13 protein-coding genes and 1 pseudogene are annotated in these 15,490 nt (G+C 44.8%); 5 read left to right on the forward strand and 9 right to left on the reverse strand.

Features of this window, described 5'->3' with window-relative positions; all coding sequences use genetic code 11:
• Window positions 1-9 precede the first annotated feature (9 nt).
• The 8 genes and pseudogenes from queC to CK1_RS12890 form a co-directional block, all read right to left on the reverse strand.
• On the reverse strand, window positions 10-726 hold the full coding sequence (gene queC / locus CK1_RS12855; RefSeq protein ID WP_226844513.1) for a 7-cyano-7-deazaguanine synthase QueC: 717 nt from the start codon (window positions 724-726) through the stop codon (window positions 10-12).
• 19 nt (window positions 727-745) lie between these two features.
• Window positions 746-1,413: pseudogene (gene queE / locus CK1_RS12860) on the reverse strand (putative 7-carboxy-7-deazaguanine synthase QueE).
• Window positions 1,410-1,886 (reverse strand): 6-carboxytetrahydropterin synthase QueD, encoded by a 477-nt coding sequence (gene queD / locus CK1_RS12865; RefSeq protein ID WP_306288915.1) that lies wholly within the window; start codon window positions 1,884-1,886, stop codon window positions 1,410-1,412. Before queD ends, queE begins: the two are co-directional and overlap by 4 nt.
• 307 nt (window positions 1,887-2,193) lie before the next feature.
• The gene (locus CK1_RS12870) at window positions 2,194-3,849 is read right to left on the reverse strand and encodes a YecA family protein (protein ID WP_015526644.1); all 1,656 of its coding nucleotides are present in this window, start codon (window positions 3,847-3,849) and stop codon (window positions 2,194-2,196) included.
• A gap of 122 nt (window positions 3,850-3,971) precedes the next feature.
• Complete coding sequence (locus CK1_RS12875) at window positions 3,972-5,495, reverse strand: glycoside hydrolase family 32 protein (RefSeq protein WP_015526645.1); 1,524 nt, start codon at window positions 5,493-5,495, stop codon at window positions 3,972-3,974.
• A 52-nt stretch (window positions 5,496-5,547) separates the two neighbouring features.
• Window positions 5,548-7,140, reverse strand: a complete 1,593-nt coding sequence (locus tag CK1_RS12880; RefSeq protein WP_015526646.1) for a type 2 periplasmic-binding domain-containing protein — start codon at window positions 7,138-7,140, stop codon at window positions 5,548-5,550.
• A 107-nt stretch (window positions 7,141-7,247) separates the two neighbouring features.
• Window positions 7,248-8,144, reverse strand: a complete 897-nt coding sequence (locus tag CK1_RS12885) for a carbohydrate ABC transporter permease (protein ID WP_015526648.1) — start codon at window positions 8,142-8,144, stop codon at window positions 7,248-7,250.
• Between the two features lie 11 nt (window positions 8,145-8,155).
• On the reverse strand, window positions 8,156-9,094 hold the full coding sequence (locus CK1_RS12890) for an ABC transporter permease (RefSeq protein WP_015526649.1): 939 nt from the start codon (window positions 9,092-9,094) through the stop codon (window positions 8,156-8,158).
• Window positions 9,095-9,390: 296 nt separating this feature from the next.
• Here CK1_RS12890 and CK1_RS12895 point away from each other — a divergent pair, with 296 nt between their 5' ends.
• From CK1_RS12895 to CK1_RS12900, 3 genes are all read left to right on the forward strand, one after another.
• Entirely contained in the window at window positions 9,391-10,419 is a 1,029-nt protein-coding gene (locus CK1_RS12895; RefSeq protein ID WP_015526650.1) for a LacI family DNA-binding transcriptional regulator, read from the forward strand.
• A 161-nt stretch (window positions 10,420-10,580) separates the two neighbouring features.
• Window positions 10,581-10,799, forward strand: coding sequence for a hypothetical protein (locus CK1_RS18410; protein WP_015526651.1), 219 nt, complete (start codon window positions 10,581-10,583; stop codon window positions 10,797-10,799).
• On the forward strand, window positions 10,796-12,415 hold the full coding sequence (locus CK1_RS12900) for an amylosucrase (RefSeq protein ID WP_015526652.1): 1,620 nt from the start codon (window positions 10,796-10,798) through the stop codon (window positions 12,413-12,415). The genes CK1_RS18410 and CK1_RS12900 overlap by 4 nt, the downstream gene beginning before the upstream one ends.
• A 96-nt stretch (window positions 12,416-12,511) precedes the next feature.
• Here the strand turns inward: CK1_RS12900 and CK1_RS12905 are convergent, their stop codons facing one another.
• Window positions 12,512-13,669 carry an FprA family A-type flavoprotein gene (locus CK1_RS12905; protein WP_015526653.1) on the reverse strand — a complete coding sequence of 386 codons (1,158 nt, stop codon included), beginning with the start codon at window positions 13,667-13,669 and terminating at the stop codon, window positions 12,512-12,514.
• A gap of 400 nt (window positions 13,670-14,069) precedes the next feature.
• Here CK1_RS12905 and CK1_RS18415 point away from each other — a divergent pair, with 400 nt between their 5' ends.
• Entirely contained in the window at window positions 14,070-14,864 is a 795-nt protein-coding gene (locus CK1_RS18415) for an MATE family efflux transporter (protein WP_015526654.1), read from the forward strand.
• Window positions 14,858-15,262 (forward strand): MATE family efflux transporter, encoded by a 405-nt coding sequence (locus CK1_RS18420; protein ID WP_015526655.1) that lies wholly within the window; start codon window positions 14,858-14,860, stop codon window positions 15,260-15,262. Before CK1_RS18415 ends, CK1_RS18420 begins: the two co-directional genes overlap by 7 nt.
• Window positions 15,263-15,490 lie beyond the last annotated feature (228 nt).

A 15,490-nucleotide genomic window follows, 5' to 3' on the forward strand; every position in this document is an offset into this window, starting at 1 on the left:
ATGACCGATCTATCTGTCAAGTGCCGGGTCCTTCACTCCATTGAGACGGAATGCCTCTGCTCTGTCAATACAGGTTCCGCACACACCGCAGGGCTTTTCGCCGCCTTCGTAACAGCTCCATGTCAGTTCATAAGGAACATTAAGCTCCAGGCCGGTTTTTACGACCTCTGCCTTTGTGCAGCTGACAAAAGGTGCCTCAACCTTCAGCTGACCGCCGCTTCCCTGATAAATTGCCTCATTGATCGCATTGTGAAATGCACTGCTACAGTCCGGATACGCATTTCCGGCAGCATCATCCGCATGCGCTCCGTAATAGATCACACTGCAGTTTTTTGACAGCGCAATGCTTGCTGCTGAGGAAAGAAATAATCCGTTCCGAAACGGCACATAGGTTGACACCGGTGATCCATCGGTTTCCTTCAGCTGCTCTGCATAGCTTTCATGAGGGATTTCTCTGTCTGAATGCTTCAGCAGCGAGCAGTCACTGTACCGGAAGATCGGCTCCAGATCCAGATAAAGATGCTCCACTTCGTAATATTCTGCTGTTTTTCTGGCAGCCTCGATTTCTTTTGTGTGCTTCTGTCCGTAAGCTACTGTTAATGCAATTACATTCTCTTTTCCATATTTGTTTACGGCAAGCCCCAGGCAGGTGGTAGAATCCACACCGCCGCTTGCAAGTACAAGTGCTTTCATAGCGTTCTCCTTTTCTGCGGTATTTCTTGTTATATTGTGATATGTTTTCCTGTCATACTCCCCGTTTCTGCGGGTCCCAGATCACCTTATGAAGCTGGATCTGAAGCTTTACATCGTTGAGCTTTTTTTCCATAAGGAAATCCACGATCTCCACCGGCTGGATCCTGCCAAATACAGGGCTGAAATAAACTGCCGTTTTTCCGACCAGCCTGTACTTTTCCAGGATTTCCAGGGCTTTTTCCATATCTCTGCGGCTGCTGACCACGAATTTCAGCGTATCCTCACTGCCCAGAAGCTCCAGATTAGAAAGGAGCATCTCTTTTTCCATGCCGCTGTCCGGTGCTTTATAATCCATGGTAAAGGACGGACGTTTTTTAATATATGATAAGGCTTCAGATCTACGCTTCCATTGGTCTCAATCTCCACCCGCTGGGATGGATCCTCCAGGATTGCCTCGATCAGCTCCTCCATGCCTTTCCGTAAAAGTGGTTCCCCGCCTGTAAGTGTCACATTTTTTACGCCTGTTTCACGGATCCAGGAAAGGATCTCTTCTTCTGTCAGCCTTTCACTCTCACATCCCGGCTCATTTGCCCAGCTGGTATCACAATAGCTGCACTGAAGATTGCAGCCCTTAAACCGGATAAAAGCGGCAAGCTCTCCTGCCCGTCTGCCCTCTCCGTTGATGCTGACAAATTTCTCTACAACCTGATAGGTACTCATAGCCATACCGCCTCCGTTTCTTCTTCCGTTTCCCGGTAAGCTGCACAGTTATTTGGTGTTTCGTAAACAACAGCTCTTTTTACAGGATAGCCCTTTTCTTCCATTTTCCTGAAAAAATACTCTGAAAAATTCTCTGCTGTAGGGCGAAAGGGAACCTTCACCAGATGAAAGCCTTCCTCATCCAGTGCTTCCAGCGTTTTCGGACGTAATGTATTTTCTTCATAGATCAGCGTGTGATCCATGGAATCTGCCAGCTCCCGAAGATCCTTTTTCAGATCTCCGAAGTCTACCAGCATCCCTCGCCCCTGACCGTTTTTCTCCAGCTTCCGGCTTTCGATCTCAATCTCCACATGCCAGCGATGACCATGGATGTTGGAACATTTGCCGGTGTAACCGGACAGAAAGTGTGCCGAATCGAAATCTGCTTCTGTTTTAACTGATACATAAATTTTTCCTCCTTCTGGATCTGTCACACCACCCGAATATTTCCATAAATAAAAAACCGGGATTCCCGGCCTTGATCCAGTTAAAGTAAAAAAGGGCAGCCCCGCCACGAGTCTGCCCTGATTCTCACATCTTCTTCAGCCCTGGTTTTATTTATAGACAGGATGGTACAAACGAACTGTCTTATATTAATTTGTATGGTATTTCCGGAGATACTGCATCAAACGATAAATCGGACCAGATCATCCGCGTTCGCTGCTCACTCATGAGCGCAGTCGCTCCGCAACGATCTATGGGAACTTTCAACTCCGGAATTACGGTAAATTTTCTGCAGAATTATCTTCTTCCGCAGCACTTCTTATATTTCTTACCGCTTCCGCACGGACACGGATCGTTGGGATAGATTTTTCTTGCAGATGCCGGCTGCATCGGCATTGCTGTCGGCACAAAGCTGTTCGGCATTGCAGTGTGCGGCTTGCCTGTGGCAAACGGCCATACTGCTCCTGAGATCTCATTCGGTGTGTAACCGCGGAATTCCAGCATTCTTGTGTTATTGTTTGCCTCCATGATCAGCTTTGTAAATTTCTCAAGCTGCTCATCGTTAAACTGGATCCCCTTCTGGTTCAGGTTTTCCATGATCGCTGACATTCTGCCATCCATGGAGCATTCTTTGTAAATAAAGAACAGTACCTGATCCTTCACTGCATCGGAAACCTTCATCTCATCCAGCAGGAATCTGCCCAGTCTCTGGTAAGAAGCAGATTTTGTCGGATACCCGTTTTCGGAATAATCCAGGATCTCATCTACAGACGGAATATAGAATTTCCGTCCACCCTGACGTCTCTCGATATCCTTGTAGATGTTATTGACCAGTGCGGATTTCAGGATCAGCTGATCCTCCGCAAGCTCACAGATGCAGGCCTTCTCCGGAATGGTATGATACAGCTCGATGAAGCTGTCATATCCGATGTCAAAGCCTTTTCTCTGCTTAAACATCTCATATACGGTCTTTGCCGGTGCAGATACATACAGATAGCTTACCATAATAAGGCAATCCTTCAGCCAGTTTACCTGGCTGCGAAGTGTCTGGAACTCCGGTGTATTGATCTGATCGTAAACAGCTACAACCTCTGCCGGAACTTCTGCGTAATCATCACTGTAGGAAACAAGGTAGCCCATATCGTTCAGCCATTCTAACGTATTCCACTCATCCTCTGCAACATGGAAGCATTTTCTCTGAATAGCTGCCTCAAAAGCCAGTACCTCCTGATCGTCTGCTACGAGGAAGCTTGCTTTCATAACCTCCGGTTTAAGAACCTCTGCGGCAACCTTTGCGGCGATCTCTTCCTGATCCATTCCCTTGCAGTGAAGTCCAAGCTCACCTGCAATGCTGAGAAGGTCTTCTTTACGATAGGACATGAGGAAATCTTTTACTGTAGGATTTCTTCTGCTGCCTGTGGCTGCCTCATCTGCTTTTGCAGCTCTGGCTGCTGCCTCTACTGCCGCTACTGTTGCAGCAATGTCTTCAGATGCTTTGGCTGTTTCCACCTCAGTTTCAACTGCTGCAGTGCATCCCAGCTCTGGTGCCTCTGTCCAGTACGGATCATCCTCACCCTTTACTTCTTTTATAATAGAAGGAGCTTCTGCTGTTCCCTCGTCTTTCTTCTCAATATCAACTCTGTATTCCGGAGCTTCCTTATCCGCACCATACTGACGGAAGGTAAACCATTTCTCGGAATCCATAAGCTCTGCAGTCTCTGTCTCGCCTGCATTTAATAATGTGAAATTATTCTTTGCTTCTCCGTCACCGTTCTCACGGATCTGTACTTTTTTCTGAAAAAATTCAATCTCATATAGGCTGCCTGCCGGATACTGAACCAGTTTTTCAAGCATGGCTGCCATCTTTGCAAATGTAACGTCAGCCGCAACAGTACAACGTCTCCATACCGGCGGTTTCGTTCCTTTTCTTGTGATTTTTAACTGATAAAACATTCCTGTGTTCCTCTCCTGTAAATATATGCCGGATCAGGAGATACGAATAACTCCTGATCCGGCGTAAGCAACTTCCCCTATGTTATACAAAAATAGAGAAATTGTCAATATTTGAGAGGCTTCTACAACACAATATCATATTTCTCAACCTGGATCACAGCATTTCCGTCACTGTGAAACAGGATCTCATCTGCTTCCACTGGTGTTGGGATCACGGTAGTCGCAGTTTTGCTTCCATCATTGATAAAAAGCTCTATGGAGCTTCGATCCAGGATAAAACGCAGCTTCAGATTTTGTCTGTCATCTGTGATCTGGAGCTTTCTTGTACATACAACATCACGCTGCACCCCGCTCCAGGTTCTGTCGATTTCCAGTATCTGTCTTTTTCGATCATAGGTAAAGACCGTTGTATATTCTTCATTGCGTGCAAGCTCAATCCGGAACTCATTGTACACATCCAATGCTTCCTGATTTGGATTTCCAGAGTTCCTGCTTCCATCCATGATGCCATCTGCGTTCTGCAGTTCCACAGTCAGATCGATCATTCGGCCACGGACGCCTTCAAGGCTTAAGCTCTCACCCACTTTTACATTCTCATAACAGCAACGGTTTTTCCGATAATTCTCAATTTCTCGGACCGGCTTCTGCCAGATCTTTCCGTCACGATATTCCAGCTCTCTCGGAAGAGTCATCATTCCCTGCCATCTCTGCTTTTCCTTGATCACACAGCTATCCCAGGATTTCATCCAGGCGATCATCACTCTTCTTCCATCTGGAAGAAGGGTTGTCTGCGGCGCATAAAAATCAAGTCCGTAGTCCAGACTTACCGGTGCGTCTTTTTCAAATGTATGTTTTTCGCTGTCATAATCTCCCGTAAAATACAGGGAATTATGTCCATTATGAAACTCATACCCTTTTGCACGCATATGCTGCGGGGAACAGATCAGCACATGTTTATCCCCGAGCGGAAAGAAATCGGGGCATTCCCACATAACACCGATTTCTCCTGTGGAGTTCTCCGCAAGAATTGTTTCAAATTTCCATTCTTTCAGATCTTTACTGGAAAACAGAACTACCTGTCCAGGAATTTCTTCGCTGCGGCATCCTACGAGCATATGGTATGTTCCGTGATCTTCCCATACCTTCGGATCACGGAAATCAACTCTGCTACATTTCTCCGGAAGCATATCCCCGGTGACTACCGGATTTTTCTCTGCCTTTACATAATCTTTTCCGTCACCCCAGGCAATGCACTGATTCTGCCGGACTTCTTCTTTTCCATCAGGCAGCTTTTCTGTTGTAACTCCTGTGTAGATCAAAGCCTGTTTGCCATCCGCTTCAATAGCACTTCCAGAAAAGCATCCCTCTCGATCATATTCCTGATCCGGTGCAAGCGCTGTAGGAAGCTGCTCCCATCTGATCATATCCTCCGTCACACTGTGGCCCCAGTGCATAGGGCCCCAGTCACGGCTGTAAGGATGATACTGGTAAAAAAGATGTACCTTTCCTTTAAAAACAGAAAATCCATTGGGATCATTGATCCAGCCAACCGGTGCAGATACATGAAAGGCCGGTTTCTCTTCCTGCGGGATATTTTTTGCTTCCTCTATTTCATAAAGACGTGCTTTTACAAGTTTTTCACTCATACTCTGCTCTCTCTTTCTTTTTTATGTTTCTGACCGGTATCTTTTTCTGTTTTTATTTCTCTGTCTCACTAAGAGACTTCTGATACTGGTCAAAATATTTCTGTTTGATTGCCAGATAATCAGACAGTCCATACTGCTCCATCTTTTTCAGATAGGAATCCCATTCTTTATCGATGCCGCCATTCAGGATCCAGTCTGCTTTTTTCTGTTCCGCATACTTCTTGATATCTGTGTCGTACTGAGATACCTTATTGGTATCATCAATACTCATAAATACATTCGGATACACATATTTACTGTTCATATCCTTAAGATATGTTTCATGCATATTGTCGAGACGCCATTTTGCATCTGCCGGCTCTGTTACATATACATCGTAATACTCGTTAAGTATTGCCAACGGTCCGTTTACAGACTGTGCTTCACGAACCTCTACCGGAGATGCATCTCCCAGATCCATATGTTTCAGCATCTGACCACCTTCTGCATTCTCGGACATCTCAAAGATATTAAATGAATCTTTTTCCCCGTAAGTACCCCAGTTATTCTGCGGAGACTGGATCGGTGCATACATCTGATCGATCCATGCTGCTGCCAGTGCCGTATTCCGACAGCTTGTAGTCAGAACGCAACGTCCTCTGTCAAAGCCACTGGTTTCACTGTTATTCTGTCTTGTGATATTTACAAGACCATCCGGACCGGCCAGCGCCGGGAGCATTACATAATCTTCATTGTTATCAATATTTGCAATATCCCAGGTGAAACACAGACCATATCTGTGGTTCTTACCTTTTGCAACATAAGTTGACCATTCCTGGGTAAAAGCCTCCGGATCCACCAGCTTTTCTTCTACCAACTGATGGAGCCACTGAATACCTTCTTTATAGCCTTCCTGTACAGTTGTATAAATAACGGTTCCATCATCTTTCACTGCAAAATGATCACCGGTGTCACCATATCCTTCTCCGAATCCGTTGATGAGAATTGCAGGATCCTGATCACCATTATTGATGATAAAGGACATCGGGATCACACCACCCTCAATGTTGAATTTCTTTTCCAGTTTATCTGCATTGTCGCGGAAAGCGACCAGAACCTGTTCCAGTTCCTCAGTTGTAGTCGGAACGTCCAGCTTCAGATAATCCAGCCATTTTTTATTAATGTAGGGAATATCTCCAATTGCCTGAATGGCTTCTTTCCCCGCACCAAGCTGCTCGATCCATGGGAAAGAATAAATATGTCCGTCCGGTGCTGTACACATTGTTCTGTATTCCGGGTATTTTTCAAATACAGCCTTAAGATTCGGCATGTATTTATCAATGAGATTTTCTACCGGAATAATGATTCCCTGTTTGGCATAACGAAGAAGATCATAATCACTCATCCCTGCGTTAAAAAGTCCATCCGGAAGATTTCCGAACTGTGCCAGCGCTAGATTTTTTTTGTCATCAAACTGATCCGATACAAAACAGGTCCAGTCAATGTGGACATTGGTCTGCTTTTCCAGTCTTTTAAAAATCGTTCTTTCATTAGGTTCCTGTGTAGATGTTGCAGGTGCACTGGTAATAAAAGACAGCTCTGCTTTTTCTTTCAGAGGAAAGGACACATCTTCCACCGGGATATCCGGATCTGTTTCTGCTTTCATGTGTTCTTTCCGTTTCCACATCCGGCACTGCATACCATTATAATTGCAGAAAGCCCGATTGCCAATAATGCCTTCATTCTTTTTTCATCATTATCAACCTCCTGTCATCAGCCTTTTACAGAACCAACCATAATGCCCTGGTCAAAATATTTCTGGAAGAATGGATACATGATCAGAAGCGGTAAACTTGATACAATGATCGTAGCATATTTCAGAAGTTCCGCTACCTTTGCCATCTGTGCAGTACTCTGGATATCTGCGATCATTCCGGGCTGCGGTGTATTCTGTACAAGGATGGAACGAAGTACCAGCTGCAATGGCTGCAGTTTCGCATCATTCAAATAAATCATAGCGTCAAAATAACTGTTCCACATTCCTACAAAGGACCACAGTGCAAGCACTGCGATGATCGGTTTGCATACCGGCATCATAATCTTGAAAAAATGCTCGATTTCCGTGGCACCGTCAATGGCAGATGCCTCTCTGAGTTCCTTGGGGATAGACTGATAATAGGTTCTGGCAAGGATCATGTTCCAGACATTAAACGCACCCGGAAGCAGGATTGCCCAGATTGTATTTACCAGATGCAGCTGATTGATCAGGATAAAAGTCGGGATCATTCCTCCACCGAAAAACATGGTAATGAGAAAAATAACATTGAAGAAATTTCTTCCCACAAATTCTTTCTTGGACATTGGATATGCTGCCAGCAGAGTTACCAAAACTGAAATAATGGTAAACACCAGGGAATAAAAAAATGAGTTTGCAAAACCTCTCCAGATCATATTATTTTCAAGAACTCTGCGGTACGCATCGATCGTCCACTTCCGCACATCAAAGCTGATCCCCTGGCTGTTCAGCACATTCGGATCCATAAAGGATGCGATCACAACATATAAAAGCGGAACCAGAATGGAAAGTACAAATGCACCCAGAAGTACGTATCCGATTCCTAAAATGGCTTTGTCAGATGCCGAATATTTCTTTTTCTTTGCTTTTGCCATAACAGCACCTCCTATAATCCCTCTCCGTCATTCAGTTTCTTGACTACCCAGTTTACAAAGATCAAAAGAATTACATTGATCACTGAATTAAACAGCCCCACTGCTGTAGAATATCCATAGTCTCCATTCAGAAGACCGATTCTGTATACATAAGTAGAAAGAATCTCAGATGCAGGAAGGTTCATATCTGTCTGCAGTGCATATGCTTTTTCAAAACCAATGCTCATAATATTTCCGGCCTGAAGGATAAACTGGATCACAATGATGTTTTTAATAGCCGGAAGCTGTACATACCAGATCTGCTGCAGGATATTTGCTCCATCCACCACTGCTGCCTCTTCCAGATCCTTACTTGCATTGGCAAGTGCTGCAGTATACATAATGGATGCCCATCCGGCTGTCTGCCAGATTCCGCTGGCTATGTAAATGGTACGAAATGCTGCCGGCATAGTCATCCAATTGGCATCGGAACCGATCAGTTTATTCAGCGGACCTACCGGTGAAAGAAACATACGAACCATACCACAGAGTACGATAACGGAAATAAAATTCGGCGCATAGATCAGAAGCTGAATTTTTTTCCTGATCCCGGCTCTCCGGATCTGATTCAGAAGAAGTGCCAGGATGATCGGAATCGGAAATCCCCACAGCAGTCCGTAAATACTCAGTTTCAAAGTGTTCACAAGATAATTCATAAAATCCGGTGATGCCAGAAATCTCCGGAAGTATTCCAGTCCTACCCATTTGCTTCCAAATACACCATCAATGACATTGTAATCCTCAAAAGCGATCAGTACGCCACCCATGGGCACGTATTTGAAGATGATCGTCAGAAGAAGTGCAGGCAGCAGAAAAAACACATACAGCTGCCAGTTCTTTTTCACATACTGAAGCTTTTCTGCAGCAGTTCTTTTTCCTGCCGGAACAGCTTTCGCAGAACCTTTTTTCATTCTCTTTTCCTCCCGTTTTTGTTCTTTCGTTCTTGTTTAGTAACCGGTAAAGTAACCGGTTACTTTATAATTTGATACTACTATATGACATAGCTTCTGTCAACCTTTTTTGTTAATTTATTCAAGAAAAGTTACCGGTAACTTAACTGGTTATTTTTTATTGCTATTTAACGTCTGTATTGTTATACTTAATTACATCAATCCAATTATCCTGTACGGTCTGCAGATTTCTCTTATATGATCACATCTGCATTCCGTATCATAACTTTCTGCTGTTAAAAGGAGACTATTTTTTTATGGCTAAAAAACAGGTAACATTTGCCGATATTGCAGAATACACTGGTTTTTCCAAGACTACGATCTCCAGATATTTCAATCATCCGGATTCTCTGACCCTGGAAAATCAGGAAAAGATCGCAAAAGCCCTTGATGAGCTCGGCTACAGAAAAAACAAGCTTGCCAGGGTTCTTGCCAATGGAAAAAGCGAATTTGTAGGGATCATTGTCCCGAACCTTTATCTTCATTATTATTCCGAAATGCTGACACAGCTTCTTCGAAGTTACTCCGATTATCATTACAAATTTCTGGTTTTTGTCAGTGATGGCGGCCCGGAGAAAGAAATGCAGTATCTGGACGAGCTGATGGCTTATAAGATTGAAGGACTTATTGTTCTCAGCCATACTCTTTCCTCTGAAAAACTGGCTTCCTATAATATTCCTGTGATCGCCATTGAACGTGAAGCAGAACATATATGCAGCGTTACAACAGACAATTACATGGGCAGCATGCAGGCTACTTCTCTGCTGATACGTAATCAGTGTGATGTACTGATCCACATCAATGTCCATGTACCTGAGAATATTCCGGCTTATGACCGTATCCGTGCCTTTGAGGAAACATGCCGGGAATATCATGTTCCTTATGAACTGAACCTTAATGTTTCCGGTGATTCCTATCAGGAGCTTTTTGAACAGATGCGTGTGATCTTTCAGGATATTGACAGTAAATATTCCGGTCAGAAAAAAGGCATATTTTTATCCAATGATACTTACGCAAATATATTTCTCAATCTGATCTTCCAGAAATACAACTGTCTGCCGGATGAATATCAGATCATCGGATTCGATAATTCACCCATTGCTGCGGAGTCCATCATTCCGATCACTACTATTGGACAGCAGATTGATGTGATCGCACAGACTACCATGGAACTGCTTGTGGAACAGATGAACGAAATGAAGAAAAGAAAACCGGCACCGCTTCAAAAACCGATCCACAAAAAGATCACTCCTGTTCTGATACGACGACAGACAACCGGAGACTGAAAATACTTACAACATTTTTCCATATTCCATAACAACCCGTATATTCATGTACTGGAAACTTCATGCTATAATTCTGTAGAAAAATGTCAGATAACCATTACCGCCGGGAAATATTTTACAGTTTTCCCGACATCTATAAATATCTATTCAGGGAGGAAATCATGAAAAAAGATCAGGAAATTTTTCAGGAACGTTTAAACCATCATCACGACGAGCTTCGATGGCTGTACACAGAGCTTTATCACAATGACGATATGTTTGCAGAGCTCTGCGACCAGATGTACCAGTATTTTACAGCACGCCGACGCGCGCTCAAAAACCGCGACCTGGAAAGAGAAAAAATCCGGACTGGTTCCGCCAGAAGGATATGCTTGGCATGATGCTCTATATTGACAATTTTGCCGGCAACATCAAGGGAGTTTCTGCCAAGCTTCCATATCTTAAGGAATGCAACGTGAACTGCCTGCATCTGATGCCGTTTCTGGACACTCCGAAGGGCCGTTCCGACGGTGGTTACGCAGTAGCCGACTTCCGCAAAGTCCGCCCGGACCTTGGTTCTATGAAGGACCTGGCTGCCCTTGCAGATAAATGCCACAAAAACGGAATGAACCTGTGTATGGATTTTGTTATGAACCACACTTCCGAGGATCATGAGTGGGCCAAAAAGGCACGCCAGGGTGACGGCGAATATATGAGCCGTTACTTCTTCTACAACAACCGTGAGATCCCGGACGAGTACGAAAAGACCGTACCTCAGGTGTTCCCTACCACTGCTCCGGGAAACTTTACCTGGCTTCCGGATATCGGTCATTATGTCATGACTACTTTTTACCCGTATCAGTGGGATCTGAACTATGGCAATCCCCGTGTTTTCAATGAGATGATGTATAACTTCCTCTTCCTTGCAAACCAGGGAATGGATGTGATCCGTATTGATGCGGTTCCGTATATCTGGAAAGAGCTTGGAACTCCGTGCCGTAACCTGAAACAGGTTCATACCATCGTCCGTATGATGCGTATGATCGCTGAAATCGTCTGCCCCAGTGTTGTTCTTCTGGGTGAGGTCGTTATGGAGCCGGAGAAGGTTGTTCCTTATTTCGGAACTGTAGAGAAACCTGAATGCCATATGCTTTACAATGTAACCACCATGGCTACAACCTGGAACAGCATTGCCACCCGCGATATCCGCCTTCTGAAAAAACAGATGGACGTTGTAAACAGCCTTCCGAAGCAGTACACCTTCCTGAATTATCTCCGCTGCCATGACGATATCGGCTGGGGACTTGATTTCGCCACTCTGAAAGACTGGGGCATGGATGAGCCATCTCATAAGCGTTACCTGAATGATTTCTTTACAGGAAAGCATCCGGGAAGCGACAGCCGCGGAGAGCTCTATAATGATGACCCGGTAACTCAGGATGCCCGTTTCTGCGGAACTACTGCTTCCATGTGCGGGATCGAGGCTGCTCTTTTTGAAAAAGATGACGAGAAGCTGAAAAGGGGTATCCGCGAGGATCTGATGCTTCACGCATATATGCTTACCCAGTCCGGAATCCCGATGCTTTACAGCTCCGATGAAATCGGACGTCTCAATGATTATTCCTATAAAGAGGATCCGGATAAGGCTGCAGATTCCCGCTATATCCACCGTGGTGCTTTCCAGTGGGAGCTTGCCGGAAAAAGAAACTCCAAATCCTCCGTTGAGGGACAGATCTTCCAGACTCTTAGCCGCATGGAGCAGATCCGCAGCCAGGAATCTGTTTTTGATAAGGACTGTGATGTATATACATACGATGTTCATGATGACAGCATTCTCTGCATCCTCCGCCAGAAAGGAAACGAACGTTTCATCGGAATCTTCAATTTCAGTGACAGCGAAAAAACTGCCTGGATGCAGGAGGAAGGAACCTTCCGCGATCTGATCACTGACCAGACACTGGAGCTTAAGGATGTGGAGCTTCCGGCTTATGGATTTATGTGGTGTAAGAGGATGTAACTGTTACTTGGTAAATAAAAAGACGTGGCCTTACGGATCCACGTCTTTTTATTATGTTATATCTTTATTTTTATAAGCTGTTCTGGTATTCAGAAATTACTTGCAGAGCTCCTCTGCCATTGCATCGATCTCTGCCGCATTCTCATCACTGAGGGAAGACATGATCTTTACATTGTTCTCAAGCCATGTGATATTTTTACTCTTCTCGAACATTCCTTTCATGACTTTAGCTGCAGTCGGTGCCCAGCTTCCGTTCTCAATGAGGCCGATGGTGCGGTTCTGGTAATTACGCTCTGTCAGGTTCTCGATGAATGTACGCATAAACGGGAATGCTTCTCCGTTGTATGTAATGCTGGCCAGTACCAGCTTGCCGTAGCGGAAAGCATCCTCCACTGCCTCTGCCATGTCTTCTCTTGCAAGATCGCAGACAACAACCTTCGGGCAGCCCTTTTCCTCCAGCTTCTGTGCAAGAAGCTCTGCGGCTTTCTTTGTATGTCCGTATACAGATGTGTAGGCGATCATTACTCCTTCACTCTCTACTTTATAAGAAGACCAGATATCATATTTCTCCAGATAATGTCCAAGATTTTCGGTAAGGATCGGTCCGTGAAGCGGGCAGATGGTCTGGATATCAAGAGTTGCTGCTGCCTTGAGAAGCTTCTGTACCTGCGGACCGTATTTTCCGACGATTCCAATATAGTAGCGACGTGCTTCGCAGTCCCAGTCCTCTTCTACATCAAGAGCTCCGAATTTGCCAAAGCCGTCTGCGGAAAACAGAACTTTGTCTGTGCTGTCATATGTAACCATAACCTCCGGCCAGTGAACCATCGGTGCAAATACGAAAGTAAGAACGTGTTTTCCAAGTGTCAGGGTGTCACCGTTGGCTACAATATGTTTCTTTCCTTCCAGATCCATTCCACGGAAGAAATTCTCCATCATGGTAAAGGTCTTTGTGTTGGCAACAACAGTTGTATCCGGGTATGCTTTCATGAAATTCTCAATATTTGCTGCATGGTCCGGCTCCATATGCTGGACTACAAGATAATCCGGTTTCGCACCATCCAGAACCTCTGCAACTTTTCCCAGCCACTCTTCTGTGAAGCCGGCATCTACAGTGTCCATAACTGCGATCTTCTCATCTTTGATCACATAGGAGTTGTAGGACATTCCGTTTGGCACTACATACTGTCCCTCAAACAGGTCTACCTGATGATCGTTTACTCCTACATAATAAATATCATTTCCGATTTTCATTGTATTGAGTTCCTCCTTAGTCTGCTGTATTTTATATTTCCAATATTTCTGAAAATACTTTCTTATTGCTCTCATTTATTATATCATTGTTCGTACTGAAATCAATGTAGAATCTATAAATAAAAACAAACCTCTGCGCCTGGTAAAAGAGCTATTTTCCCCTCTTTACAAACCTATTCCAACATAGTATTGTATACCTTGGATGAAGGAATTTTTTATAATTTTTATGAGGTAAACTATGTGTGAAAAATGAAAAAAAGAAAACGTCTTCCATTGAGATGACCTCCGGCTCTCTCTGGAAAAATATCCTCCTCTTTAGCCTTCCCCTGATGGGGTCCCAGGTGTTGGAGGTTCTTTTAATTTAAGTGATGTTGCGGTTGTAGGGCGATTTGCAGATTACATGGCACTTGGAGCTGTGGGTTCCACAACTCTGCTGGTCACTTTATTTACCGGAATCCTGATCGGCATGGGCGCCGGAGTCAATGTTCGTGTAGCACACGAGCTGGGTGCCGAAAACAGAAAAGGTACCGAAGAAACGATTCATACATCTCTTCTTCTCTGTGCCATCGCAGGACTTCTGGTCTGTGTCGTCTGTCTTCTGTTTTCCGGACAGATGCTGTCCATGATGAATACGAAACCGGAGCTGATGGACCAGGCTGTTTTATATATGAAGATTTATGCTCTGGGTATGCCGGCCATGGCTGTATACAATTTCGGTAACGGCGTATTAAGTGCCCGCGGCGATACGAAGCGACCGCTGATCTATCTTTCCATTGCCGGAGTGATCAACGTTCTTCTGAACCTGTTTTTCGTTATCGTCTGTCATATGGCCGCCGCAGGTGTGGCAACTGCCAGCGCGATCGCACTGTATATCTCCGCAGCGCTGGTAATGATCCACCTCCTTCGGAGAAAAGACGAATGCAGGGTATCCCTGCGTAAGCTCCGTCTTCACCCGAAGGCCTGTAAAGCAGTACTGCTTCTTGGTATTCCCACAGGTCTGCAGAATGGAATTTTTGCCATTGCAAATCTGTTCGTACAGGCCGGTGTCAACTCCTTCGATGCAGTCACGGTTTCCGGAAATGCCGCTGCCGCAAATGCAGACTCTCTGATCTACAACGTCATGTTTGCTTTCTATACTGCATGCGCAAGCTTCATCGGTCAGAACTGGGGTGCCGGAAATAAAAACGTATGCTGAAAACTTATGGGATCAGCCTTACCTATGCCTTCATCGCAGGCGCGATCCTTGGTGGACTGCTTCTTGTTTTCGGTCCGCAGTTTCTGTCACTGTTTGCCACAGAACCGGCAGTCATCGATGCCGGCATGGAGAGGATCCGGATCATGGGCTTCAGCTATGCCTTCAGCTGTTTTATGGATTGCAGTATCGCCGCTTCCCGTGGCATCGGAAAAAGTATCCCACCGACCATCATCATCATTCTGGGATCCTGTGTATTCCGTGTCATCTGGTTCTATACGGTGTTTGCACACTTCCAGACCATTTCCTCACTTTATCTCCTGTATATTTTCTCATGGGGAATTACAGGCTTTGCGGAGGTTCTGTTCTTTGCTGTAAGCTTCCGGAAAATTCGGACCTGATACTTCAAATATATAGCGCCAGACGAAGCATTGATCTGGCGCTTTTTATATCTTTCTCGCGTTTTATGTACATTTGTCTTTACAAGGCGGACATAATTGTATATAATTATCCTGTTGTGCTTTTACGCGATGCAGTAATACCGGCTTAGAACGATCCGCCCTTTACACTGGATCGTTGCTTTGCGGCTCAGCATTTTTTTAGCACACTCACACAATAGGAAAGAGGAA

This window comes from Ruminococcus sp. SR1/5 (assembly GCF_000209835.1).
GTDB classification, from domain to species: Bacteria; Bacillota; Clostridia; order Lachnospirales; family Lachnospiraceae; genus Blautia_A; species Blautia_A fusiformis.